At 69.0% G+C, this 25,042-nt stretch carries 24 protein-coding genes, 1 pseudogene and 1 riboswitch; of the genes and pseudogenes, 13 read left to right on the forward strand and 12 right to left on the reverse strand.

The annotated features are described in order from the left end of the window. Positions 1–73: 73 nt before the first annotated feature. A complete protein-coding gene (gene cydB, locus ACLIN4_RS17320) occupies positions 74–1,078 on the reverse strand; it encodes a cytochrome d ubiquinol oxidase subunit II (protein ID WP_107476853.1) in 1,005 nt (334 codons plus the stop codon). A gap of 20 nt (positions 1,079–1,098) precedes the next feature. Continuing rightward, the gene (locus ACLIN4_RS17325) at positions 1,099–2,604 is read right to left on the reverse strand and encodes a cytochrome ubiquinol oxidase subunit I (RefSeq protein ID WP_411575985.1); all 1,506 of its coding nucleotides are present in this window, start codon (positions 2,602–2,604) and stop codon (positions 1,099–1,101) included. Positions 2,605–2,813: 209 nt separating this feature from the next. On the opposite strand from ACLIN4_RS17325, the pseudogene ACLIN4_RS17330 reads away from it, so the two are divergent. Continuing rightward, positions 2,814–3,184 (forward strand): annotated as a pseudogene (locus ACLIN4_RS17330) (cyclophilin-like fold protein). A 74-nt stretch (positions 3,185–3,258) separates the two neighbouring features. On the opposite strand, the gene hisC reads toward ACLIN4_RS17330, so the two are convergent. Continuing rightward, a complete protein-coding gene (gene hisC / locus ACLIN4_RS17335) occupies positions 3,259–4,338 on the reverse strand; it encodes a histidinol-phosphate transaminase (RefSeq protein WP_100045386.1) in 1,080 nt (359 codons plus the stop codon). 401 nt (positions 4,339–4,739) lie between these two features. Here hisC and ACLIN4_RS17340 point away from each other — a divergent pair, with 401 nt between their 5' ends. The 3 genes from ACLIN4_RS17340 to ACLIN4_RS17350 all read left to right on the forward strand — a co-directional run bounded on the left by ACLIN4_RS17340 (position 4,740) and on the right by ACLIN4_RS17350 (position 8,210). Continuing rightward, the gene (locus ACLIN4_RS17340) at positions 4,740–5,852 is read left to right on the forward strand and encodes a LacI family DNA-binding transcriptional regulator (protein ID WP_071528902.1); all 1,113 of its coding nucleotides are present in this window, start codon (positions 4,740–4,742) and stop codon (positions 5,850–5,852) included. A gap of 202 nt (positions 5,853–6,054) precedes the next feature. Continuing rightward, positions 6,055–7,161, forward strand: a complete 1,107-nt coding sequence (locus ACLIN4_RS17345) for a metallophosphoesterase family protein (protein ID WP_107476850.1) — start codon at positions 6,055–6,057, stop codon at positions 7,159–7,161. Positions 7,162–7,343: 182 nt separating this feature from the next. Then, positions 7,344–8,210, forward strand: coding sequence for a hypothetical protein (locus tag ACLIN4_RS17350; RefSeq protein WP_411575986.1), 867 nt, complete (start codon positions 7,344–7,346; stop codon positions 8,208–8,210). Between the two features lie 62 nt (positions 8,211–8,272). Here the strand turns inward: ACLIN4_RS17350 and thiC are convergent, their stop codons facing one another. Then, on the reverse strand, positions 8,273–10,084 hold the full coding sequence (gene thiC / locus ACLIN4_RS17355) for a phosphomethylpyrimidine synthase ThiC (protein WP_289909036.1): 1,812 nt from the start codon (positions 10,082–10,084) through the stop codon (positions 8,273–8,275). Next, a riboswitch (TPP riboswitch) is annotated at positions 10,077–10,266 on the reverse strand. Its footprint overlaps the gene before it by 8 nt. A 71-nt stretch (positions 10,267–10,337) precedes the next feature. Here thiC and ACLIN4_RS17360 point away from each other — a divergent pair. Continuing rightward, positions 10,338–11,873, forward strand: coding sequence for a YibE/F family protein (locus ACLIN4_RS17360; RefSeq protein WP_290013473.1), 1,536 nt, complete (start codon positions 10,338–10,340; stop codon positions 11,871–11,873). A gap of 59 nt (positions 11,874–11,932) precedes the next feature. Here ACLIN4_RS17360 and ACLIN4_RS17365 read toward each other — a convergent pair whose 3' ends face one another. The 4 genes from ACLIN4_RS17365 to ACLIN4_RS17380 form a co-directional block, all read right to left on the reverse strand. After that, a complete protein-coding gene (locus ACLIN4_RS17365) occupies positions 11,933–12,370 on the reverse strand; it encodes an SsgA family sporulation/cell division regulator (protein WP_073726029.1) in 438 nt (145 codons plus the stop codon). 98 nt (positions 12,371–12,468) lie between these two features. Further along, a complete protein-coding gene (locus tag ACLIN4_RS17370) occupies positions 12,469–13,194 on the reverse strand; it encodes an IclR family transcriptional regulator (RefSeq protein WP_100045408.1) in 726 nt (241 codons plus the stop codon). 319 nt (positions 13,195–13,513) lie between these two features. Next, the gene (locus tag ACLIN4_RS17375) at positions 13,514–13,726 is read right to left on the reverse strand and encodes a DUF5326 family protein (protein ID WP_043382480.1); all 213 of its coding nucleotides are present in this window, start codon (positions 13,724–13,726) and stop codon (positions 13,514–13,516) included. 176 nt (positions 13,727–13,902) lie between these two features. After that, complete coding sequence (locus ACLIN4_RS17380; RefSeq protein WP_411575987.1) at positions 13,903–14,220, reverse strand: cupin domain-containing protein; 318 nt, start codon at positions 14,218–14,220, stop codon at positions 13,903–13,905. 59 nt (positions 14,221–14,279) lie between these two features. Between ACLIN4_RS17380 and ACLIN4_RS17385 the strand changes: the two genes are divergently transcribed. From ACLIN4_RS17385 to ACLIN4_RS17410, 6 genes are all read left to right on the forward strand, one after another. Continuing rightward, complete coding sequence (locus ACLIN4_RS17385; protein WP_100045393.1) at positions 14,280–14,657, forward strand: phage holin family protein; 378 nt, start codon at positions 14,280–14,282, stop codon at positions 14,655–14,657. 4 nt (positions 14,658–14,661) lie between these two features. Then, entirely contained in the window at positions 14,662–15,156 is a 495-nt protein-coding gene (locus ACLIN4_RS17390; RefSeq protein ID WP_107479447.1) for a low molecular weight protein-tyrosine-phosphatase, read from the forward strand. Further along, complete coding sequence (locus ACLIN4_RS17395) at positions 15,153–16,331, forward strand: cystathionine gamma-lyase (RefSeq protein ID WP_289909038.1); 1,179 nt, start codon at positions 15,153–15,155, stop codon at positions 16,329–16,331. Before ACLIN4_RS17390 ends, ACLIN4_RS17395 begins: the two co-directional genes overlap by 4 nt. 227 nt (positions 16,332–16,558) lie before the next feature. Further along, complete coding sequence (locus tag ACLIN4_RS17400) at positions 16,559–17,464, forward strand: LysR family transcriptional regulator (RefSeq protein WP_289909067.1); 906 nt, start codon at positions 16,559–16,561, stop codon at positions 17,462–17,464. 65 nt (positions 17,465–17,529) lie between these two features. Further along, entirely contained in the window at positions 17,530–18,012 is a 483-nt protein-coding gene (locus ACLIN4_RS17405) for an NUDIX hydrolase (protein ID WP_100045396.1), read from the forward strand. An 88-nt stretch (positions 18,013–18,100) separates the two neighbouring features. Then, the gene (locus tag ACLIN4_RS17410) at positions 18,101–18,967 is read left to right on the forward strand and encodes a GNAT family N-acetyltransferase (protein ID WP_100045397.1); all 867 of its coding nucleotides are present in this window, start codon (positions 18,101–18,103) and stop codon (positions 18,965–18,967) included. A 71-nt stretch (positions 18,968–19,038) separates the two neighbouring features. Here ACLIN4_RS17410 and ACLIN4_RS17415 read toward each other — a convergent pair whose 3' ends face one another. Both ACLIN4_RS17415 and ACLIN4_RS17420 read right to left on the reverse strand, forming a co-directional pair. Further along, positions 19,039–19,458, reverse strand: a complete 420-nt coding sequence (locus tag ACLIN4_RS17415) for a GlcG/HbpS family heme-binding protein (RefSeq protein WP_290013472.1) — start codon at positions 19,456–19,458, stop codon at positions 19,039–19,041. A gap of 112 nt (positions 19,459–19,570) precedes the next feature. Further along, the gene (locus ACLIN4_RS17420) at positions 19,571–20,782 is read right to left on the reverse strand and encodes an MFS transporter (RefSeq protein ID WP_107479443.1); all 1,212 of its coding nucleotides are present in this window, start codon (positions 20,780–20,782) and stop codon (positions 19,571–19,573) included. Between the two features lie 139 nt (positions 20,783–20,921). Between ACLIN4_RS17420 and ACLIN4_RS17425 the strand changes: the two genes are divergently transcribed. Both ACLIN4_RS17425 and ACLIN4_RS17430 read left to right on the forward strand, forming a co-directional pair. Then, positions 20,922–21,386, forward strand: a complete 465-nt coding sequence (locus tag ACLIN4_RS17425) for a MarR family winged helix-turn-helix transcriptional regulator (RefSeq protein ID WP_100045400.1) — start codon at positions 20,922–20,924, stop codon at positions 21,384–21,386. A 23-nt stretch (positions 21,387–21,409) separates the two neighbouring features. After that, positions 21,410–21,862, forward strand: coding sequence for a GNAT family N-acetyltransferase (locus ACLIN4_RS17430; protein ID WP_107479442.1), 453 nt, complete (start codon positions 21,410–21,412; stop codon positions 21,860–21,862). Between the two features lie 57 nt (positions 21,863–21,919). Here ACLIN4_RS17430 and ACLIN4_RS17435 read toward each other — a convergent pair whose 3' ends face one another. Both ACLIN4_RS17435 and dnaB read right to left on the reverse strand, forming a co-directional pair. Then, positions 21,920–23,305: a serine hydrolase domain-containing protein gene (locus ACLIN4_RS17435; RefSeq protein ID WP_289909039.1), complete on the reverse strand. Its 1,386-nt coding sequence runs from the start codon at positions 23,303–23,305 to the stop codon at positions 21,920–21,922. A 60-nt stretch (positions 23,306–23,365) separates the two neighbouring features. After that, the gene (dnaB, locus tag ACLIN4_RS17440) at positions 23,366–24,844 is read right to left on the reverse strand and encodes a replicative DNA helicase (RefSeq protein WP_107479440.1); all 1,479 of its coding nucleotides are present in this window, start codon (positions 24,842–24,844) and stop codon (positions 23,366–23,368) included. Between the last annotated feature and the right edge of the window lie 198 nt (positions 24,845–25,042).

Raw genomic sequence — 25,042 nt, forward strand, 5'->3', positions numbered from 1 at the left:
GTGCCCTCCCGTTCGGAAGGTGTGTTTCACGTGGAACAAGAGACCATGTCACGTGAAACACACCCCGCCGGACTCAGTGCGCGGTTTCGGCGATGTGCTGGGTACCGATCCGCTTGCGGAACACCCAGTACGTCCAGCCCTGGTAGAGCAGGACGAGAGGGGTGGCGACCGCGGCCAGCCAGGTCATGATCTTCAGGGTGTAGGCGCTGGACGAGGCGTTGGTGACGGTGAGGCTCCAGTCCGCGTCGAGCGTGGACGGCATGACGTTCGGAAAGAGCGTCAGGAAGAGCATCGCCACGGTGGCGACGATGGTGACGCCGGACAGGGCGAACGACCATCCTTCGCGCCCCGCCTGGTTCGCCATCAGCGCGACGACCAGGGCGACAGCGGCCACCACGAGGGCCGCCAGGCTCTTGCCGTCACCATTGGCGACCTGTGTCCAGACCAGGAAGGCGAGGGCGAGCACGGTGGTGATCAGACCGACGCGCAGGGCCAGGGTCCGGGCCCTCTCGCGGATCTCACCGACGGTCTTGAGCGCCGTGAACACCGTTCCGTGGAAGGTGAACAGCGTCAGGGTGACCAGGCCGCCGAGGAGGGCGTAAGGGTTGAGCAGGTCCCAGACCGAACCGACGTACTCCAGGTCCCGGTCGATCTTCACGCCGCGGACGATGTTGCCGAAGGCTACGCCCCACAGGAACGCCGGGATCAGCGAGGTCCAGAAGATCGCGGTCTCCCAGTTGCGCTGCCAGCGCTCTTCGGGGCGCTTCACCCGGTACTCAAAGGCGACTCCCCGAATGATCAGGCAGACGAGGATGGCCAGCAGGGGAAGGTAGAAGCCGGAGAAGAGCGTGGCGTACCACTCCGGAAAGGCCGCGAAGGTGGCACCACCGGCCGTGAGCAGCCACACCTCGTTGCCGTCCCAGACGGGGCCGATGGTGTTGATCAGCACCCGCTTCTCGGCCCTGTTCCGGGCGAGCAGCTTGGTGAGCACGCCGACCCCGAAGTCGAAGCCCTCCAGGAAGAAGTAGCCGGTCCACAGGACGGCGATCAGAACGAACCAGACGTCGTGCAGTTCCATGACTGTGCAGCTCCCTCGGCCTAGTACGAGAAGGCCATCGGCTTGTCGGCGTCACGGAGGTCGCCGCCGATCTTCGTGGGCGGGTTGAGGTCGGCTTCGCTGAGCTCGGGCGGGCCCGCCTTGACGTACTTGGCGAGCAGCTTGACCTCGATGACGGCCAGGACGGCGTACAGCAGGGTGAAGACGGACATCGAGGTGATGACCTCGGCCGTGGAGACGCCGGGGGAGACCGCGTCGCGGGTCTGCATCACGCCGTAGACGACCCAGGGCTGACGGCCCATCTCGGTGAAGATCCAGCCCCAGGAGTTGGCGATCAGCGGGAACGCCATCGTCCAGAGCGCCAGGAGCCAGTACAGACGGCTGAGTCTGGTGCCGAGCGGCTTGCGCAGCAGGACCAGGTGCGGCACCTCGTCCTCGCCGGTCCGCAGGGCCGCCGGCAACAGGAATCGCTTCCGCGTCAGCCACAGGCCCAGCAGTCCGAGGGAGAAGGACGCCATACCGAAACCGATCATCCACCGGAAGCCCCAGTAGGCGACGGGAACGATGGGCTTGTAGTCACCGGGACCGAACTTCTCCTGCAGGGCCTCGTTGGTGTCGTTGATGCCGGGCACGTACGAGTCGAAGTCGCTGTGGGCGAGGAAGGACAGCAGTCCGGGGATCTCCAGGGCGACCTTGTTGTGTCCCTCGTCGACGTCCCCGTAGGCGAAGACGGAGAAGGGTGCCGGTTCCTCGCCGTCCCACAGCGCCTCGGCGGCGGCCATCTTCATCGGCTGCTGCTCGTACATGACCTTGCCGAGGGTGTCGCCGCTGACCGCGGTGAGGATGCCGCCGACCGCCAGGGTGACGAGGCCGAGCCGGAGCGAGGTCCGCATCACCGGGATGTGCTTCTTGCGCATCAGGTGGAAGGCGGCGATGCCCACCATGAAGGCTCCGCCCGTCAGGAAGGCCGCCGAGAAGCTGTGGAAGACCTGATTGAGGGTGGTGTTCTGGGTCAGGACGGCCCAGAAGTCGGTGAGTTCGGCCCGGCCCTTCTCCTCGTTGATCCGATAGCCGACGGGGTGCTGCATCCAGGAGTTGGCCGCCAGGATGAAGTACGCCGACAGCAGGGTGCCGATCGAGACCATCCAGATGCACGCCAGGTGGATCTTCTTGGGCAGCTTGTCCCAGCCGAAGATCCACAGGCCGATGAAGGTCGACTCGAAGAAGAAGGCGATCAGCGCTTCGAAGGCGAGCGGGGCGCCGAAGACATCGCCGACGAAGCGGGAGTAGTCGGACCAATTCATGCCGAACTGGAACTCCTGCACGATGCCGGTGACGACACCCATGGCGATGTTGATCAGAAAGAGCTTGCCCCAGAACTTGGTCGCTCTGAGGTACTTCTCCTTCTCGGTGCGCACCCAGGCGGTCTGCAGGCCTGCCGTGAGGGCGGCCAGCGAGATCGTCAGGGGGACGAACAGGAAGTGGTAGACGGTCGTGATGCCGAACTGCCAGCGCGCCAGCGTCTCCGGCGCCAGAGCTATGTCCACGTCGTCACTCTCCTTGCATCGCCACTCGCCATGGTCGGCGGCAGTTTGTGCGTGTATGCCACACCTAACTCGGGCGCAACCGGGACACGCTTGTGAACGCGTTCACATTCACAAGCAATTATGACCTACAGCTTTTCGACACCGGAAGGGGGGTCCCCTGTGACGTCAACCCCTTGGCGGGAACTTCAACATCTTGTTGAATTCGCCGCATGGAGATACACATCTCATGGCCTGCGGGCCACCTCACCGCAGTACTCGACGACACCCCGACCGCGCAGGCGCTCGCCAAGGCGCTACCTATCACCGCCTCCGCTCACACGTGGGGCGAGGAGGTGTACTTCGACACAGGTGTGTCGGTTTCACGTGAAACGGACGCCCGGCAGGTCGTGGAGCCGGGCACGGTCGCCTTCTGGATCGACGGCGACGCTCTGGCGCTCCCCTACGGTCCCACGCCGATCTCGCGAGGCGCCGAGTGTCGCCTCGCGAGTGCAATGTCCTCGGCCGTCTCGACGGCAACCCGCGGCTGCTGGCAACGGTGCGCGACGGCGACCCGGTAAGCGTCGAGCGCGTCGACGCGTAACTGCCCGCCCTTCCCACTGCTACGACCCTGCGTGGGCGCACCCCAACCGCCCTGCGGTGGGCGCGCGCAGTCGCCTACAGCTCCTTGCGGAACGCCTCCGCCACCTTCAGGAAGATGTCGTTCGCTTCGCTCTCTCCGACCGTCACCCGCACTCCCTCACCCGGGAACGGCCTGATGACCACGCCGGCCTGCTCGCACGCGTCCGCGAACGCGACCGTGCGTTCCCCCAGCCGCAGCCACACGAAGTTCGCCTGGGTCTCCGGCACCGTCCAGCCCTGCGCGCGCAGCGCGTCGACCACGCGCGTGCGCTCGCACACGAGCGAACCGACCCGGCCGATCAGCTCGTCCTCGGCACGCAGCGAGGCGATCGCCGCCTCCTGGGCGATCTGGCTCACCCCGAAGGGCACCGCCGTCTTCCGCAGCGCCGCCGCCACCGGCTCGTGGGCGATCGCGAATCCGACCCGCAAGCCGGCGAGGCCGTACGCCTTCGAAAAGGTCCGCAGCACGCAGACGTTGGGCCGCTCGCGGTACAGCTCGCAGCCGTCCGGCACCTCGGGGTCGCGGATGAACTCCCGGTAGGCCTCGTCGAGAACCACCAGCACATCACTGGGCACCCGGTCCAAGAAGCGCTCCAGTTCGGCCCGCCGAACCACCGTGCCCGTCGGGTTGTTCGGATTGCAGACGAAGATCAGCCGGGTCCGGTCGGTGATCGCTGCCGCCATCGCGTCCAGGTCGTGCACATCGCCCGGGGTGAGCGGCACCTGCACCGAGGTCGCGCCGCTGATCTGCGTAATGATCGGGTACGCCTCGAACGAGCGCCAGGCGTAGATCACCTCGTCGCCCGGCCCCGAGGTCGCCTGGATCAGCTGCTGCGCCACACCGACCGAACCGGTACCGGTGGCCAGGTGGGAGAGGGGCACACCGAAACGGTCCGACAGCTCGCTCATCAGGGACGTACAGGCCATGTCCGGGTACCTGTTGAAGGACGAGGCCGCGGCCGTCACCGTCTCCATCACGCCCGGCAAGGGCGGGTAAGGATTCTCGTTGGAGGACAGCTTGTAGGCCGCCGGGCCGTCGGCCGCGGCGGGCTTGCCCGGCTTGTAGGTGGGAATCCCCTCCAGCTCGGCGCGCAGCTTGGGGCTCGTCTCGCTCACCGCAGTCCTCCTCATGACCACCACCGGCATCGAATACTTCTCACCTTAAGAGGATTCGGCTCCGCTGCGTATAGGCACGGTCAGACCTCATCCGTCACACTGGCATCAGGGGCATCAGGACACGAAGGCGCACGATTCGGGGGGCGCGCCGAACATATATCTACGCGCCGGTGGCTCGCGCCGTGGCGCGCATCCCTCGTGCAGGTGAGTTGAGACCTCTTCGCAACATCGACCACGGGACAGGCCCCCAGTCGTCGGTACGTCAGATACTGGGGCGAGTGACGTCAACCGGCTTCCTTTCCATGGCAGTTAGCCCTTAATGATCTTGCAGAAACGTGACTGTCAACGCGTGCATATGCGTCCGCCCTACCCCGCCCCATGAGCCCTACTATCGGCTCGCCATGACAGCAGCAGGGAAGCACCAGGTGAGCCGCGCGGAAACCTCACGTCGAGGCAGCCGGCCGGGTCGGGCGGGCATCAGGGACGTGGCCGCCGCCGCCGGAGTATCCATCACGACCGTCTCCGACGCCCTCAACGGCAAGGGCCGACTCCCGGACGCCACCCGGCGCCATGTGCGCGAGGTCGCGGACCGACTGGGCTACCGGCCCTCGGCCGCCGCCCGCACGCTGCGCACCGGCAAGTCCGGACTCATCGGCCTGACCGTGACGACGTACGGGGATGAACCTTTCACCTTCACCGAGTTCGCGTACTTCGCCGAGATGGCGCGCGCCGCCACGTCCGCCGCGCTCGCCCGGGGCTACGCACTCGTCATCCTCCCGGCGACCTCCCGTCACGACGTGTGGTCCAACGTCGCGCTCGACGGCACGGTCGTCATCGACCCCTCCGACCACGACCCGGTCGTCAGTGAACTCGTACGCCAGGGTTTACCGGTCGTCTCCGACGGCCGCCCGGCCGGCACGCTCCCCGTCACCGCCTGGGTCGACAACGACCACGAGGCCGCGGTGCTCGGCATCCTCGACCACCTCGCCGACGCCGGCGCCCGCCGGATCGGCCTGCTCACCGGCACCACGACCGACACGTACACGCATCTGTCGACCACCGCCTACCTGCGCTGGTGCGAACGCGTCGGCCAGGATCCCGTCTACGAGGCTTACCCGGCACACGACCCGTGCGCCGGGGCCGTGGCAGCCGACCGGCTGCTCGCCCGCCCCGACCGGCCCGACGCCGTGTACGGCCTGTTCGACCCGAACGGCACCGACCTGCTCGCCGCCGCCCGCCGCTACGGACTGCGCGTCCCGGAGGACCTGCTGCTGGTCTGCTGCAGCGAGTCCACCGTGTACGCCAGCACCGAGCCGCCCATCACCACGCTGTCGCTGAAGCCCCGGCGCATCGGTACGGCGGTGATCCAGGTCCTGATCGACGCCATCGAAGGGCTCGCGTCGGACCAGCCGGTCGAGCAGGTGATACCGACGGAGCTGATCGTGCGCACGTCGTCGCAGCGCCGCCCGCCCCGGACCACGGTCAGCCCGCCGAGGTCGCCCGAGCGCGAGTAGGGTCGCGTCCGGAGCGTGGTCGTGCCGCTGTCGCGGACGGGCGAAGCCGGGCCCAATCGGGGCGAAAGCCGCGGTGAACCGGAGTCCTGTTCTGATTCACCACCCCTGGGTCATCACACAGCGCGATCCGCATTCCTATGATGGGCCCACACACCGCGGGCCGCTGCGACCAGGCAGTCCGAAGCGGTGCAGATGCGGCGCGATGGTGGAGGGGTCGATGACTCAGGGGGCCGGTCAGGGACCCGAGGTGCAGCGGACGGCGACGGTGCGCGACTTCCGGGTACCCGCTTACGTCCATGAGACCGCTCCGTACGCCGTCCCCGGGACGCAGGCGAGCGAGGCCGCACCGCCCTCCGAGGAGGGGTACGAGGAGGCCCTGCCGGACGGGTACACGCCCACCCAGCGGGATCTGCCCGTCATCCGTCGGGGTGACACTGTCCAGGTGACCGTCGAACCCGATCCGGTTCAGGTGGCGCAGCCCGCCACGGGCCAGGGCCCGCTGTTCGTGGTCGGCGACGTGCACGGCTACCTCGACGAGCTGGTGGCCGCCCTGCAGGAGAAGGGCCTCATCGACGCCGCCGGCCAGTGGTGCGCCGGCACCACGCGGCTTTGGTTCCTCGGCGATTTCACGGACCGCGGCCCCGACGGCATCGGCGTCATCGACCTCGTGATGCGACTGTCCGCCGAGGCCGCCGCGGCCGGCGGCTACTGCAAGGCGCTCATGGGCAACCACGAGCTGCTGCTGCTGGGCGCCAAACGATTCGGTGACACGCCCGTCAACTCCGGCGCCGGCACCGCCACCTTCCAGGCGGCCTGGCTGCTGAACGGCGGCCAGAAGACCGACATGGACCGCCTCCAGGACCACCATCTGCAGTGGATGGCCCGCCTCGACGCCATGGAGGAGGTCGACGGCCACCTCCTGGTCCACTCGGACGCCACCACCTACCTGGACTACGGCCGCTCCATCGAGGAGGTCAACGACACCGTCCGCGAGACGCTCACGCGCAACGACGCGGAAGAGGTGTGGGACCTGTTCCGCAAGTTCACCAAGCGCTTCTCCTTCCGCGACGAGGGCGGCGCCGACGCCGTGCGGTCCCTGCTGGATACGTACGGCGGCACCCGGATCGTTCACGGCCACAGCCCCATCCCCTATCTGCTGGGTGAGGTCGGCTCCGAGGACGGCGAGGACGACACCCGTACCGCGGTCGAAGGACCTCACGTCTACGCGGACGGGCTGGCCATCGCGATGGACGGCGGCGTGACCATGGCCGGAAAGCTGCTGGTCCAGCAACTTCCGCTGGAGGCCTGACCGTTCATCGGACGGTCTTTTCCGCTGCGGCTTCCGTACAGGTCGGCACCCAATTTCTGGAAACCCCCTGTCACCCTCCACCGTCACCGCTCTACCATCGGCTTATCCGTAGCAGGCTCCCCTCCGTTTCTGCCCGACGGCTCGTTGGCATGCGAGCCCCAAGCCCTACGGAGCATCGGGGGATGCACATGAACAGCGTTCCGCAGCACCTGCCGAACGAGGACCGCCAGGAGTACGAGCGGGTCCTCGACGAGGCGCTGCGCTCCGCACCACACCGCCCGGAGCTGGCCGCTGTCGGACAGCGGCTCAACTCCGAACAACTGCGCACCATGGCACTCAACGCCACCGCCCTCATCACCGCGGCGGCCGCCACCGAGTACCAGCACTACGTCAAGGTCCGGGAGGAACTGCGCCATCCGACGCCGTCCTCCCAGGCACCGGCCACGCGCGAGTCCGGCTCCGAGGAGCAGGGCACGGGCGCGGCGGGGCTCGCCGCCACCATGGGTGAGGTCGCCGAGGCGACCGGCGCGGGGGCCGTGGCCGTCGTCGCCGTCCTGGCGCCCGTCCTGGCCGGCACCGCCGCGGCGATCTTCCTGTTCGTCGGTTATCTCCTGAAGATGCTCGACCCGGGGCAGACCTTCGCGCAGACCATGCTCACCACCGGATGGGTGTTCGGCGCCGTGACCGCGGTGGCGATCCTCGTCGCCGCGGTGGGGCTGCTGCTCACCGCGCTGCGCAACCGCCCCTTCGCCGAGTCCGGCTACCACGACGAACTCGACGAGGAAGTGGTCCGGGCCAGGGGTGCCTGGCACGACGCCCTGCTCGAGCGGGGCATCCTGCCGTTCCTGCGAGAGGCACTCGCCGATCCCGGCGCCGCGGCGCTGCACACGGGACCGACGGCACCCACGAACCGCATGCCGCACCTCGGCTACGGCCGCCCGGGATTCACGAGCCCCGGGGAGGGCCCCGCCACCGGCCCGCGTCCGAGCTACTCCCGCCCGGACTACAGCAGCCCGGACTTCGGTGGCCCGGAGCACCGGCCCGAGTAGTCACCGCCCGGGCCCCGTACCCCCCTTGCCTTCGGGGGTACGGAGCACCGGGGCGGGTGACGTCAGTCCGCGATCGGCAGGTACACCCTGTTCCCGCTCGCCGCGAACTCCCTCGACTTCTGGAGCATCCCCTCGGCGACCTCCTCCGGAGACGCTCCCTCGGCGGCCGTACCGCCGAACCGCTCCGTGATGCTCTGGCTGATCTTCATCGAACAGAACTTCGGCCCGCACATCGAGCAGAAGTGGGCCGTCTTGGCAGGCTCGGCCGGCAGTGTCTCGTCGTGGAACTCCCTAGCCGTTTCCGGGTCGAGGGCCAGGTTGAACTGGTCCTCCCACCGGAACTCGAAACGGGCGTCCGACAGCGCGTCGTCCCACTCCTGCGCACCTGGGTGCCCCTTGGCGAGGTCGGCGGCATGGGCGGCGATCTTGTAGGTGATGACGCCGGTCTTGACGTCGTCACGGTTGGGCAGGCCCAGATGCTCCTTGGGTGTGACGTAGCAGAGCATGGCCGTACCCCACCAGGCGATCATCGCGGCACCGATGCCGGAGGTGATGTGGTCGTAGGCGGGCGCGACGTCGGTCGTCAGCGGGCCGAGCGTATAGAACGGAGCTTCATCACAGATCTCCTGCTGAAGGTCGATGTTCTCCTTGATCTTGTGCATCGGGACGTGGCCCGGGCCCTCGATCATGGTCTGTACGTTGTAACGCTTGGCGATCGTGTTGAGTTCCCCGAGCGTGCGCAACTCCGCGAACTGCGCCTGGTCGTTGGCGTCCGCGATGGAACCCGGCCGCAGGCCGTCGCCGAGCGAGTAGGTGACGTCGTAGGCGGCGAGAATCTCGCAGAGCTCCTCGAAGTTCTCGTACAGGAACGACTCCTTGTGGTGCGCCAGGCACCACGCCGCCATGATCGACCCGCCGCGCGAGACGATGCCGGTCTTGCGGTTGGCGGTCAGCGGTACGTACGCCAGGCGCACACCGGCGTGGACCGTCATGTAGTCCACACCCTGCTCGGCCTGCTCGATGACCGTGTCCTTGTAGATCTCCCAGGTCAGTTCCTCGGCCCGGCCGTCGACCTTCTCCAGGGCCTGGTAGAGCGGCACCGTCCCGATGGGGACGGGGGAGTTGCGCAGCACCCACTCCCGCGTGGTGTGGATGTTGCGGCCGGTGGAAAGGTCCATGACCGTGTCGGCGCCCCACCGGGTCGCCCAAGTCATCTTCTCGACCTCCTCCTCGATGGAGGACGTCACCGCCGAGTTGCCGATGTTGGCGTTGACCTTCACCAGGAACCGCTTGCCGATGATCATCGGCTCGATCTCGGGGTGGTTGACGTTGGCGGGCAGCACGGCACGGCCCGCCGCGATCTCCTCGCGGACCACCTCCGGCGCCACGTTCTCCCGGATGGCCACGTACTCCATCTCCGGCGTGATCTCTCCCCGGCGCGCGTACGCGAGCTGCGTGACCGCGGTGCCGTCGCGTCCGCGGCGCGGCTGGCGCGGGCGGCCGGGGAAGACGGCGTCGAGGTTGCGCAGACCACCACGTGGTGAGGTGTGCTTGATTCCGTCGTCCTCGGGGCGCACGGGACGGCCCGCGTACTCCTCGGTGTCGCCGCGGGCGATGATCCAGTTCTCCCGCAGGGGCGGCAGTCCCCTGCGGACATCGGTGTCGACGAGCGGATCGGTGTACGGGCCCGAGGTGTCGTAGAGCGTGACCGACTGCCCGTTGGTGAGGTGCACCTGACGGACCGGCACCCGCAGGTCGGGGCGCGAGCCCTCGACGTACGCCTTGTGCCAGCCGACGGACTTCCCGGCCTCCGCGGTCTCCTCCTGGGCGGAGTTCTGTGCGGAGGCAGGCGTGCGTGCGTCCTTGATGGTCATGAGACCTACTCCCTACGCCGGCATTACCCGGTAACAGGTTCGGCGGTCGACGCAGCCGTGTCCGTCCGCCGACGCTTCGTGGGGAACGTCACTCGGCTTCGGTGACGTTTCCCGTGAAACATCGCTGGGACGGAGGTCAGCGCCCTCTCAGCCCGGTGCTCCGAGCTCCCGCGTGTACAAAGGTGCCTCCACGCTAGCGTCAATTCGGGCGCGGTGAACAGAGGGCCCCCCTTGTTCTTGCGATGATCGGTCGGTGACCACACCGCAGCATCCCCCCTTCCCGCCGCACGAGCCCCGCCGCGGACCGGGCACCGAGCACGGCGACGGCCGCGAAGCCGGTCCGGCCTCACCTGGCGCTCATGGTCCCGGCGGCGACAGACATGACGCGGAGGGCGGACAGGGACCGGGAGGCGGACACGGTGCCGGCGGACGGCACGGCCCGGGCGGCGGGCACGGCCCGGGCGGCGGACACGGCCACTCCCACGCGCACAGTCACGGACCGGCGGCGCCCGTCTCCCGGCACCTTCGGAAGGTCATCGCCGCGATTCTCATCCCGTTCGCCGCGGCCGTGCTGATCGGGCTCGCGGTGCTGTGGCCGGGCGGCGCACCGCCGCACGAACGCACCGGGGTCGGCTTCGACCGGCAGACGCAGCAGGCCACGGTCACCAAGGTGGTCGAGCTGAGCTGCCAGTCCGTCAACGCATCGGGGGTTCCCCCGACCGGCGACACCTCGACCGCCGAGGGCTCTTCCGCGGTGCAGCAGGCGAACGGCGACTGCAAGCGCGCGACGATCCGCGTCGACAGCGGCAAGGACAAGGGCCGTACCTTCGACGAGATCGTGCAGCCGGACCAGTCACGGCAGCTGCACGAAGGCCAGGAGGTCGTGGTCGCCTACGAGCCCTCCGCGCCCAGGGATCTGCAGTACTCGGTGACCGACATCAACCGCCGGGTCCCGATGGCCCTGCTCGCCGGCATCTTCGCCCTCGCCGTCGTGGTCGTCGGGCGGCTGCGGGGCCTCATGGCCCTCATCTCCCTGGCCATCAGCTTCCTGGTGCTGAACTTCTTCATCCTGCCCGCGATCCTGCAGGGCTCGAACCCGCTGCTCGTGGCGGTGATCGGGTCGAGCGCCATCATGCTGATCGCGCTCTACCTGTGCCACGGTCTGTCGGCCCGCACCTCCGTGGCGGTACTGGGCACGCTCATCTCCCTGGTGCTGATCGGCGTGCTCGGGTCGCTGTTCATCGGCTGGGCCGCCCTCACCGGCAATACGGACGACAACACCGGCCTCATCCACGGCCTGTACCCGACGATCGACATGAGCGGTCTGCTGCTCGCAGGAGTCATCATCGGTTCGCTCGGTGTCCTCGACGACGTGACGGTCACCCAGACGTCGGCGGTCTGGGAGCTGCACGAGGCCAACCCGACGCTGGGCCGGCGCGGGCTGTACCGCGCCGGCATCCGGATCGGACGCGACCACATCGCCTCGGTCGTCAACACCTTGGTCCTCGCCTACGCGGGCGCGGCCCTTCCGCTGCTGCTGCTGTTCTCCATCGCGCAGAGCGGGGTGGGGACGGTCGCCAACAGCGAGTTGGTCGCGGAGGAGATCGTGCGCACGCTGGTCGGCTCGATCGGCCTGGTGGCGTCCGTTCCGGTCACCACCGCGCTCGCGGCCCTGGTCGTGTCGGCCGACCGGCCCACCGACCGCCCGTCGGCCCGGGCCGCCGGAGCGACTCCCGGCGCGAGCGCGGCGCCCGTACGCGGTGGGCGGGGCCGACGCCGTAAGCGCTGAACCACGGGCGCCCGCCCCGGCGAAGCGTTACGGCACCGCGGAAGAGGTGCCGTAACGGTTCAGCCCGCGCTCTGTTCCTCCGCCAGGATGCGGTCCAGAGCCTCGTCGAGGTGGGCGTCGAAGTCGGCGAGCGCCCCCTCCTGCCCCAGCGGCACCAGCTTGTCGGTCCGGTCGAGGAAGGCCACCAGAGGTGCCGCCGACGAGCGGAACAGCGCCTGGTCGTTGCCCACCTGAAGGCGGATCAGCACCTCGGCCAGGGGCTCCGGGTCGACGGGAGCGATGCGCACATCGCCGTCACCGCACGGCCGGCCCACGCCGTCGACCAGCAACTCCCGTCCGAAAGCCCAGGTCACCGGCGCGTCTCCGGGCAGATGGAAGGTCAGTCGCACGGCATAGGGATCACAGGTCTCGTAGCGCAGTTCCACCGGGATGCGGAACGAGAGTTCCTCGGACACGAGAAAGCTCATCATGACCTCTGCCTGTACGGACTCGCCCATCGCACACCCGTCATTCGCCGTCGACTGTCCGGGAATCAAACCTCTAACACTGGTGGCATCTTGCTCAACGTACACACCAGATCACAAGGAGTGAGTTTTCAGATACTGATAGAGATCGCCAGTGACCCCAAAAGGCGCCCCACTTCGTCCTGCAATCGCTGTGCCGCGGGCAGCAGCCGGTCGGCCTGCTGGAGGGGCAGAGAAATGGCCATGGTGGCGGCCGTGGTGCCGACCGTGATCGGGATCGCCGCACAGACCGTGCCCAGTGCGTACTCCTGGCGTTCGACCACCGGCGCCATCCGACGCATGCTTTCCAGCCGTTTCATCAGGGCATTGCCATCACGCACCGTGTACGGCGTCACGGGCCGCACCGGGTACCGGTCCAGGTGGTCGCGGCGGGCTTCCTCGTCCAGCTGCGAGAGCAGGCACTGCCCGATGGCGTGCGCGTGTGCGGTCTCGCGGAAGTCCGCCCACTCCTCCACGGCCGGATTGCCCGGGGTGTCGGAGACGCACATGACCTCGATCTCGCCGTCGCGGTACATGGCGTAGTAGACGGGAACACCGATCGCGTCGCGCCAGCGCGCCAACGCGTCGACCACCGTGCTGCGACGTTTCTGCTGGGCCTCTCTGCTACTCAGCCGCTCGGCGGCCTCGCCGAGGAAGAACAGGCCCTTCTCACGGCGCAGATAGCCCTCGTGCACCAGCGTGCGCAGCAGGTGGTAAGCCGTGGGCAGTGCCAGTCCGGTCTCACGGGCCAGTTGCTTGGCGGGGGCTCCGTACTCGTGCTCGGCGACGCGCTCCAGAAGGCGCATCGCCCGCTGCACGGATCCGATGAGCGTCGCGGAGGACGGGGCATCGGAGGGGGACGTGGGGGGCGTCCGAGCCGTCGAGTGGGGCTGCGCGGGCAAGGCGTGCAGCGGAACAAGTGCGGTGTCGGCCGTGGCCAAGGGTCACTCCCGGAACGCGAGGGGGCAGCCCCGTGCGGGGAACACGGGTGGGGGTGTACGCCGCTCGCGGGGTCGCCCCCGCGTCGAGTTCCGGACTCTAACCGTCGGTCACCGCTTGCTGACGTTCCGTCCGGGAAACTTCCCTCGCGCGAGGGAACCCGCGATTCCTGTTACCGCCACCGGTGTCACACAGCTCTCACCAGTCGCTGCGGGACGATGAATTCGACATGAACTTCCGCACGACGTAGATCAGTCCGCCGACCAGGGCCACGAAGACCAGCAGCTTGAACAGCAGTCCGATCACGAAGCCGAGCACGCTGGCGATCAGCCCGCCGAACACGACCAGGGCGATGACCGGCACCGCGATCCACTTCACCCACCACGGCAGTTCCGTGAAGATCTCTCGCATCGCCCTCGTCCTTACCTCTCCGCCCGTCGAGTGTCGGGGCCTTCGGTGGCCCGGAAGCCCGCTGGGAATCTCCTGAATGTCCTGCACCCGATGCTAGGGCCGACGAGGGCCCCGGCAGGGCCCTCGCATCCCTTGTCTCCCCCTGACCGATCCCCTAGGGAACCCTGAGGCGCGGCTCAGCTCTCGGGCGGAGAGAACACCACCAGAACCCGCAGGTCCTCGCTGATGTGATGGAACTTGTGGGCGACCCCGGCCGGCACGTAGACCACGCTGCCGCGGGCGACCTGGGTGGTCTCCATGCCCACGGTGATCGCGGCCCGGCCGCTCACGACGAAGTACACCTCGTCCTGCGCGTGCGGCTGCTGCAGGTCGGACGAGCCCGCGTCGAGGGCGTAGAGACCGACCGACATGTTCCGCTCACGCAGGAACTGCAGGTAGGCACCGTCATTGGCGGCGCGTTCCGCCTCCAGTTCGTCCAGCCGAAATGCCTTCATCGCCTCGTCCGCCCCTGCCTCACCGTTCGTTTCCGATCGCGTCTGCCACGATCAGACACATGAAGAATTTCCTAGTCAAGACGATCGCCAACGCGGCCGCCCTCGCGGTCGCCGTATGGCTGCTCGACAAGATCACTCTGACCGGGGGCAGCACCGGCGAGAAGGCACTCGCACTGATCGTCGTCGCCTTGGTGTTCGGCCTGGTGAACCTGCTGGTGAAGCCGATCGTGCAGGTGCTGACCTTCCCGCTGTTCATCCTGACCCTCGGCCTGTTCACCCTGGTGGTCAACGCACTGATGCTGTTGCTCACGTCGTGGCTGGCCGACAAGCTCGACCTGAGCTTCCACGTCGACGGGTTCTGGACCGCAGTCCTGGGCGGCCTGATCATCTCGATCGTCTCCTGGGCCCTCAACGCGTTCCTGCCCGACAAGGACTGATCCCATGACCTACCGCGTCTGCTTCGTGTGCACGGGCAACATCTGCCGCTCCCCGATGGCCGAGGCCGTCTTCCACGCGCGCGTGGCGGATGCCGGGCTGGACGGTCTGGTCGAGGCCGACAGCGCCGGCACGGGCGGCTGGCACGAGGGCGAGAGCGCCGACCCGCGCACGATGGCCGTCCTGGCGGAGAACGGCTACGGCCTGGACCACACGGCGCGGCAGTTCAAGCCGTCCTGGTTCTCCCGTCTCGACCTCGTCATCGCCCTGGACGCCGGCCACCTGCGGGCACTGCGCCGCCTCGCGCCCACGGAACAGGACGCGGACAAGGTGCGGCTGCTGCGCTCCTACGACCCCGCCGCCGACCGCGGTGACCTCGACGTGCCGGACCCCTACTACGGGGGCGTGGAGGGCTTCGAGGAGTGCCTTGAGATGGTGGAGGCGGCGAGCGACGGACTGCTCGCCGCGGTACGCGAGCAGGTGGAAGGACGGGCAGCATGAGCGAATCCGATACCGACAACAGGGACGGCACAGGCACACGACGGCCCCTTCCCGGCACCGGCGACGGCACGCGGGCGGTGCGGGCCGGCCTCCCGGAGCCCGTCAAGCACGAGCCGACGCTGCCCGGGCCCGTGTTCGCCGCCCACTTCCACCTGCCGGGGGAGCCGACCGGCCCGTACACCTACGGACGCGACGAGAACCCGACCTGGACCCACCTCGAGCGCGCCATCGGCGAACTGGAGGCACCCGGGCAGGACGACGTCGAGACACTGGTGTTCGCCTCGGGCATGGCCGCGATCTCCTCGGTGCTCTTCTCACAGCTGCGCGCCGGGGACGTGGCCGTCCTGCCCGAGGACGGCTACCAGGCGCTGCCGCTGGTCCGCACCCAGCTGGAGGCGTACGGCATCGAGGTGCGCACCGCGCCGACCGGCGGGGACGCCCAGCTGGACGTCCTGGACGGGGCGGGACTGCTGTGGATCGAGACACCGTCCAACCCCGGGCTGGACGTCTGCGACGTCCGGCGGCTCGCCGACGCGGCGCACGCGCGCGGCGCCCTGGTCGCCGTCGACAACACGCTCGCCACACCTCTCGGGCAGCGTCCGCTGGACCTGGGCGCCGACTTCTCGGTGGCCAGCGGCACCAAGCAGCTCACCGGGCACGGTGACGTCCTCCTCGGCTACGTGGCCGGTCGGGACGCCGAGGCGATGGCCGCCGTACGGCGTTGGCGCAAGATCGTCGGCGCGATCCCCGGGCCCATGGAGGCCTGGCTCGCGCACCGCTCGATCGCCACCCTCCAACTGCGCGTGGACCGGCAGAACGCCACCGCGCTCAAGGTGGCCGAAGCGCTCCGTGCTCGGCCGGAGATCACCGGCCTGCGCTACCCGGGGTTGCCCGACGATCCCTCGCACAAGATCGCCTCGCAGCAGATGCGGCGCTATGGATGCGTCGTCTCCTTCACGCTCCCCACGCGCGCGCGTGCCGATCGTTTTCTCGACGCACTGCGGCTCGTCGAGGGTGCGACGAGCTTCGGCGGGGTGCGGTCCACGGCCGAGCGGCGCGGACGCTGGGGCGGCGACGCGGTACCGGAGGGCTTCGTCCGGCTCTCGGTCGGGGCTGAGGACCCCGAGGACCTCGTGGCGGATCTGCTGCGCGCGCTCGAGGAATCGGCCGGCTGACCACGGCCGACCGTCCCTCGTCGGCCGGCCCAACGCGACGGACGGTCCGAGCCTCCCCCCTCGTGGCTCGGACCGTCCTCCGGTTCTCGCGCGCGAAGAACCGCGCGACTTAGGCTAGTTGACTCTGTGTCAGTGTCCAATCACGGTAGCGACAGCGACCTATCGACATATTTATAGTTGGGCGCGGCCGGAGGGCCGGTGGAGAACAGAAGAGGGGGGTGGCTTCCGTGGACCTGGCCTTGCTGCGCACGTTCGTGACCGTGCACCGGGCCGGTTCCTTCACGCGCGCGGCGGCCCTGCTCGGCCTGTCCCAGCCGGCCGTCACCTCGCAGATCCGCACCCTGGAGCGACAGCTCGGGCGCCCTCTGTTCCTGCGGCAGGCCCGCGGCGTGACGCCGACGACCATCGGCGACGAACTCGCCCACAAAGCCGCCCCGCACCTCGATGCCCTGGTGGAGATCGCCGAGACCGGGCTGGACGACGACTCCTCGCTGCGCACCCTGCATCTGGCCGGCCCCCCGGAGTTCACCGCCGAGCGGGCGCTGCCCGCGCTCACGGAGCTCACCGGCGAGGACGGACAGGGCTTCGCCCTGCGCGCCTCGTTCGGGAACGCCGAAGAAGCCCTGGAAGGGTTGGCCGCCGGGCATCACGATCTGGCCATCGGTACGGCCCGTCCGCGCGGGGCGCTGCTCACGGCGACTCCGCTCTGCGACGAGGAGCACGTACTGGTCGCCGCGCCCCAGTGGGCGGAACGGGCCGGCCCCGATCAGCTCCGACACACCGCCGCACCCGATCTGGAACACGTCCCCGTGGTCGAGGTGCACGAGTCGCTGCCCTTCGTCGCCCGCTACTGGGCGTCCGTCTTCGACGCCCGTCCGGCAGCCCCGGGCACCGTCGTCGCTCCAGACCTGCGTGCGGTGCTCGCTTGTACGGTCGCGGGCGCCGGGCTCGCCGTACTGCCTCGCTACCTGTGCGCCGAGGCGCTGGCGCGCGGTGAAGTCGTCGCCCTGCACGACCCCGCGGTGCCACCTCTGCGGACGTACTTCCTGGTGGTGCGTACCGGGACGCTCGCGATGCCACACATCGCCCGGGCCCATGAGTGGCTGCTGCGTGCGGCCGCCGACTGGAGCTGAGCCGACGGTCCGGGCGGTCGGCGTCGCGATGTTTCACGTGGAACCAGCCGGGCCACATTTCTCCCATGACCGTCCGACCCGTGGTCAAGCGCACCGCCCGCGCCGTCCTCCTGGACGGCGGCCACCTGATTCTGATCAAGCGCACCAAGCCCGGTGTCGATCCCTACTGGGTCACTCCAGGAGGTGGGGTCGAGCCGGGCGACACCACCGTCGTGGACGCCCTGCACCGCGAGGTGTACGAGGAACTGGGCGCCAAAATCACCGACGTTGTCCCGTGCTTCGTGGACACGGTGGAGCACATCGGCGAGGACGGTGGTGCGACCGGTGTGAAGGTGCAGCACTTCTTCGTCTGCCGACTGGAGTCCATGGACCCGTCGCTGCGGCACGGCCCCGAGGTCGACGAGCCCGCCGGTGAGTACGAGATCGTCCGAGTGCCCTTCACCAGGGTCGGGATCGCCTCCGTCCACCTCGTACCGCTCTCGCTCCGGCACTATCTGGACGGCAACATCGAGGGCGTCCGTGCCATGCACGCACCCGACCTCGGCTGACCCGGCCGTCGCACGGGGTGGCCAAAAGCTCGCTCGTTCCGCGGAAAGCGGTGGACGCCGACGGCTGTCGTCGGACAGCCTGACCTGCGTGTCGACACCTTCCCTCGCCTCGCTGCCGATCCGCCGTCTGACGCTCCGCGATCTCACCGCCTGCGCCGACCTGTCCGAGGACCGGGGGTGGCCTCGTGAGGAGCACAAGTGGGGTTTCCTCCTCACAGCCGGGAAGGGGTACGGCATCGACGATCCCGGCGGCGGTCTCGTCAGTGCCTGCACCGTCACCGAGTACGGACCTCACGGGCGCCCGTCCCTCGCCGCCATCGGCATGGTGCTGGTCGCACAGCGGCACGCCCGCCAGGGCGTCGGCCGCCGGCTCATGCGCCACGTCGTCAACGCCCTGGGCCCCACCCCACTGACCCTGCACGCCACTCCGTACGGACGGCCCCTCTACGAGGAGCTCGGCTTCAAGTCCACCGGCCGGGCGGAGATGGTGCGTGGGCGTTTCGTCGCCGACGGGCTCACGCCCTCGATCGCCACGCGTGCGGCCACGGCCGAGGATCTGACCGCGATCCTCCGCCTCGACGAGGAGGTGTTCGGCACCGACCGAACCCACATCATCACGCGGTTGCCCGCCTTCGCCGATCAGCTCCGGGTCGCCGAGGAGGACGGACGGCTCATCGGGTACGCCGCTGCCTGGCCCAACATGGACACCCACGTCGTGGGCCCTCTGATCGCCCGCGACACCGAGACGGCCAAGGCGCTGCTCACCTCCCTCGCCGCACGCACCGACCGCCCGCTGCGCACGGACATCGACGTACGGCACGAGGAGCTGCTGGCCTGGGTGAAGGGGCACGGCCTCACGTCCCTCTCCACCAACGCGGTCATGACGTACGGCGTCACGGAGCTGCCCGGGGTCTGGCAGCGGCGGTTCGCTCCACTCACGGTGGCGGCGGGCTGACCCGATCGGTGCGGCGAGGCCGGTCCCCGGTTACGTCCCGGGAACCGGCCTCGTGCGGCCGACGGTTTTCGTCAGGCAAGGTCGTCCACGGCGGCCGTGGCGAAGGCGTGGTCCTGCTCGGGCGCTCCGCCGCCGACCCCGATCGCGCCGATCAGCCGGCCGTCGCGGTGCACGGGCACGCCGCCCGCGATGAACAGCAGCGGCCGGTCGAGCGCGGTGGGCAGGGTGTGGAAGAGGCCACCGGGCTGAACGGCGTCGACAAGGTCGGCGGTGGGTGTGTTCAGCTGGAGCGCCGTGTAGGCCTTGCGGGTGCTGGTCTCTCCGGAGATCAGCACGGCCCGGTCGTCGCGCCGGAAGGCCAGGAGGTGGCCGCCCGCGTCGAGGACGGTGACGCTGACGGTGACCCCGGCGGCCTCGGCGGCGCGCTGGGCGACGGTGACGAGGGCGTCGGCGTCCTGGATGGTCAGCGGGGCGACAGCGGTGGTGGTCACGAGAGTTCTCCTTGGTTGATGCCGAGTGGTATGTGCCTCGGTGGTGTCGAGGCGGGAGCGACCGCGGGAGTGCGGGGGCGGCCCTGGCCCCGCGCCCCGGCGGCCGGGTCGTTCAGTGGTGTACGGCGGCTGTCCGCCGCTCGGCCGGTACGGAGCCCGCGACAACCGCGCGGTCAGCGGGCTCGCGCCGTTCGAGGGCGGCCGATACGAAGGCGAGGACCAGGGCGGCGGCGGCAAGCGCGGCACCGACCCAGTTCGGGGCGGTGTAGCCGAAGCCGGCGGAGATGACCACGCCCCCGAGCCAGGCGGAGAGCGCGTTGCCGAGGTTGAAGGCGCCGATGTTCACCGCCGATGCCAGCGTCGGTGCGCCGTGCGCGTGGTCCAGGACACGTTTCTGCAGCGGCGGGACAGTGGCGAAGCCGAGGGCGCCGATCAGGAAGACGGTCACGGCCGACGCGATCTTGTCATGCGCGGTGAGTGTGAACAGGGCGAGCACGACGGCCAGAGCACCCAGGGATACGTACAGCATGGGCATCAGGGCGCGGTCGGCGAACTTGCCGCCCACGAGGTTGCCGCCGACCATGCCGAGGCCGAAGAGGACCAGCAGCCAGGTGACCGAACCGTCGGCGAAGCCCGCGACGTGGGTCATCATCGGCGCGATGTAGGTGATCGCCGCGAAGACGCCGCCGAAGCCGAGGACGGTCATGGCCATCGCGAGCAGGACCTGGGCGTTCTTGAACGCGGCCAGTTCGTGTCGCAGCCGCACTCCCTCGGCCTTGGGCATGTCGGGGACCAGCTTGGCGACACCGGCCAGGCCGACGACACCGAGTGCGGCGACGATGGCGAAGGTGACCCGCCAGCCGACGGACTGTCCGACGAGCGTGCCCAGTGGCACGCCGACGACGTTGGCGACGGTCAGTCCGGTGAACATCATCGCGATCGCTCCGGCCTTCTTGTGCGGGGCGACCAGGTCGGCCGCGACGACCGAGCCGATGCCGAAGAAGGCTCCGTGGGCGAGGGAGGCGACGACCCGGCCGGCCAGCATGACGGAGAAGGCGGGGGCGAGGGCGGAGAGCAGATTGCCGGCGATGAACAGGCCCATCAGCAGCATCAGCATCCGCTTGCGCGGGACCTTGGTGCCGAGCACGGTCATCAGCGGGGCGCCGAACATCACGCCGAGCGCGTATCCGGTCACCAGGAAGCCGGCGGTGGGGATGGAGACCCCGTAGTCGTTGGCGACCTCGGGCAACAAGCCCATGATCACGAATTCGGTCGTTCCGATACCGAAGGCCCCGATCGCGAGGGCCAGGAGCGCGAGAGGCATGGAGGGGGATACCTTCCCAGAAGATTGCAGGAGCGCTTTGCGTGCGTCCACAATAGTTGCAGACGCGGGCTACTGGCAAACGCGGGCAATCGCGGCTCTGGTCTACCCTGGTCTCAGCCGCTCCGGGACGGAGGAACACATGACAGCGACGGACCCCGCCCTCACCGCCCTCTCCCAGGGCTGGTGTGCCCTCTCTCTGCTGCACGGAAGAATCGAGGCGCACATCGAGCGCGCTCTGCAGGCCGGACACGATCTGAGCGTGCGTGAGTACTCCCTGCTCGACGTACTCAGCCGACAGCACGACGGCGACGGCGGGCACCTGCAGATGAAGCAGGTCGCGGACGCGGTCGTCCTCAGCCAGAGCGCCACCACACGCCTGGTCACCCGGCTCGAGGACCGCGGGCTCCTGGAGCGCTATCTGTGCCCCACCGACCGCCGTGGCATCTACACCAACGTCACCGCGGCCGGCCTGAAACTGCTGGACGAGGCACGACCCACCAATGACGCCGCCCTGCGCGAGGCCCTCGACGAAGCCGCCAGGAACCCCGATCTGGCTCCGCTGGTCCGGGTCGTCGAGACGCTCAAAACACCAGTGCCCGCCTGACCCTCCCTGCATAGGGTGCGGCCATGGCAGATCTTGAGATTCGGCCCACCACGGGGGACGACCTCCCCGCGGTCGTCGCGATGCTCGCCGACGACCCCCTGGGCGCCCAACGCGAGTCACCCGACGACCTGAGCCCATACCTGGCCGCCCTGGAACGGCTCAGCGCCGATCCGAACCAGCACCTGGTCGTCGCCGTCCGCGGCGGCCGTGTGGTCGGCACGCTCCAGCTGACGATCGTGCCCGGCCTGTCCCGGCGCGGTGCCACCCGGTCGATCATCGAAGGCGTACGCATCCACTCCGACGAGCGCGGCAGCGGCCTGGGCACGCAACTCATCGAGTGGGCCGTTGACCAGTCCCGTCGGCAGGGATGCCAACTGGTGCAGCTCACCTCCGACAAGACCCGCACCGACGCACACCGCTTCTACGAACGGCTTGGCTTCTCGGCCTCGCACACAGGCTTCAAGCTCCAGCTCTGAGGCGTGTGGCCCTGTTTCACGTGAAACAGGGCCACACTGCGAGGCTGGGCGCGGGACCTAGCCGATTCCGCGCCACCCCTCCGGGTCGACTCCTCCCGGCACAGGCGCACCCTCGTCATACGGCTGCCGTGTGAACACGAACGACCCGAGGTCCAGGTGACTCACGGTCCCGTCCGGGCGTCGCACGGCTCGCAGCAGCTCCCCGGCGTAGTAGCCCTCCAACCCGGTCCACGTGCCATCGCCGTTCGACCGGAAACGCGAGCGACGACCGACGCCCGAAAGAGGCTCCAGCGAGACCCCCTTGTCGGCCATCAGCCGCAGCGCGAAGGCATGCGTGCCCCAGTACCACTGCCCGGCCAACTCCAGGACGGAGGCGTCGACCTCCGGCAGCGGGCGCCACGGTTCGGGGATCCTGGGTTCCGCCTCGGCGACGATGCGAACGAGATCGGCACCGACCCCCGCCACCAGCGGCCCGGACGTGCAGTTGGCCAGCACCACCGCGGCCACGTCGTCCTCCACGCTGATCGTGAGGTTGGCCAGGAAGCCGGGCAGTGAGCCGGAGTGCCCCACGAGCAGCCGTCCGTCCCGGTACTGGATCTGCAGTCCCAGGCCGTACGCCGAACCGTCCGCGACATCCGCGGCCTCCACCGGTGCAGCCGGTGCCCGCATCTCCCGTACGGACTCGGCGCTCAGCACCCTGTCGTCGCCCTGCGTCAGAAAGACGGCGAACCGGGCCAGGTCCCCGGTGGTGGACCAGAGCTGACCGGCCGGGGCCATCCGCCCGAGATCCTCGGCAGGCTCCGCCAGCATCACGTCGGCCCATGGATGCACCGCCCAGCCGCCGGCGTGCGGCGCCTGCGGACGCCCGGAGGTTCGGTTCAGGCCCAGCGGCTCCAGCACCTCCTGCCGCAGCACTTCCTCCCACGAAGCACCGCGCTCCTTCTCGACCAGCGCGCCGAGCAGCGTGTATCCGGGATTCGAATAGTGGTGCCGACGGCCGACCGGGTGAAGCAGCGGCTGCTTGCCCAGCACATCGGCGAGCTCGGGCCGCAACGATCCCGGCGTCCGCTCCCACCACGGCGCAGGCGACTCGGCGGCCAGACCCCCGGAGTGCGCCAGCAGCTCGGCGACCGTCGCCTCCCCCGCCCCCGTACCCGGCAGGTGCTTCTCGAGTGGGTCAGCGAGATCGAGCGCACCCTCGTCACGCAGCCGAAGCACAAGCACAGCGGTGAAGGTCTTGGTGATCGAGCCGATCCGGTACTGCACGTTCTCGTCCGGCCCGTGCCCGTCCACCGAAGTCCGCGCGCCGTGCCAGACGGGCCGACCGTCCCGGACGACCGCCGCCACGAGCGACGGCGCCCGCCCCTCGGTCTGGGCCACGGCGATCCGGTGCAGCAGAGCCCGGCGAGTTGCGGGGAGCAGTTCTTCCTGAGGTGTCGTCATGCCCCCAGTCCATCGACCCGGGCTCCACACGTCGAGCCGATTTCTCTCGCGCCGCGAGGATCAGGTCTGTGCCATGTCCACGAAGCGCGAGTAGTGCCCCTGGAAGGCGACGGTGATCGTCGCCGTCGGACCGTTACGGTGCTTGGCCACGATCAGGTCGGCCTCGCCGGCGCGCGGCGATTCCTTCTCGTAGGCGTCCTCACGGTGCAACAGGATGACCATGTCGGCGTCCTGCTCGATGGAACCGGACTCGCGCAGGTCCGAGACCATCGGCTTCTTGTCGGTGCGCTGCTCGGGGCCACGGTTCAGCTGGGAGAGCGCGATGACCGGGATCTCAAGCTCCTTGGCCAGGAGCTTGAGATTGCGGGACATGTCCGACACTTCCTGCTGACGGCTCTCGGCCCGCTTGGATCCGCCGGACTGCATCAGCTGGAGATAGTCGATGACGACCAGCTTGAGGTCATTGCGCTGTTTGAGACGACGGCACTTGGCGCGGATCTCCATCATCGACAGGTTCGGGGAGTCGTCGATGTAGAGCGGGGCAGCCGAGACGTCGGGCATCCGACGGGCCAGGCGGGTCCAGTCGTCGTCCGTCATGGTGCCGGAACGCATGTGGTGGAGCGCCACGCGGGCCTCGGCGGACAGCAGACGCATCGCGATCTCGTTGCGCCCCATTTCGAGCGAGAAGATGACACTCGGCAGGTTGTTCTTGATCGACGCCGCCCGCGCGAAGTCCAACGCCAGCGTGGACTTACCCATCGCGGGACGTGCGGCGATGACGATCATCTGTCCCGGGTGCAGACCGTTGGTCAGGGAGTCGAAGTCGGTGAAGCCCGTCGGCACACCGGTCATCTCACCGCTGCGCGAGCCGATCGCCTCGATCTCGTCGAGCGCGCCCTCCATGATGTCGCCGAGCGGCAGATAGTCCTCGCTGGTGCGCTGCTCGGTGACGGCGTAGATCTCCGCCTGGGCACGGTTGACGATCTCGTCGACGTCGTCGTCGGCCGCGTATCCCATCTGCGTGATCCGCGTACCGGCCTCCACCAGGCGGCGCAGCACGGCACGCTCGTGCACGATCTCCGCGTAGTAGGCGGCGTTCGCGGCCGTCGGCACGGTCTGGACGAGCGTGTGCAGATAGGAAGCGCCGCCTACCTTGTTGATCTCGCCGCGCTTGGTGAGTTCGGCCGCGATCGTGATGGGGTCGGCCGGCTCACCCTTGGCATAGACGTCGAGGATCGCCTGGTAGACCGTCTCGTGGGCCGGCTTGTAGAAGTCGTGGCCCTTGAGGATCTCGACGACGTCGGCGATGGCGTCCTTGGACAGGAGCATGCCACCGAGGACGGACTGCTCGGCGTCCAGGTCCTGCGGCGGGACCCGCTCGAACGACGGTCCGCCACCGTCCCAGGCACCGTTGTCCGGACCGCGCTCGTGCTGCTCGTCGCGGCCTCTGCCACCGTCACCGCGGCGGCGGGAAGCGGGCAGACGATCACTGGGACCGCTGTCGGCCCACGGGTCGTCCAAGGGCTCGGAAATACTCACCGAGCCACCTCCTCCCGTCCGCCGAGCGGACCTCGCCGTGCCCCTCATTTCTACGGCACGACACTGACAAATAAGACGCCCAACTCCGGTTCAGACGCGTCGGTTTTGTGTTGGTTCACAAGCCGACGGACGGAGCAGGCGCCGGACCACCGTAGGCCCGTCGGCAGCGTCAGCCAATCTGGTTATCCACAGGCCATG

Origin of the sequence: Streptomyces mutabilis (genome assembly GCF_046628145.1) — a bacterium.
Lineage (GTDB): Bacteria > Actinomycetota > Actinomycetes > Streptomycetales > Streptomycetaceae > Streptomyces > Streptomyces mutabilis.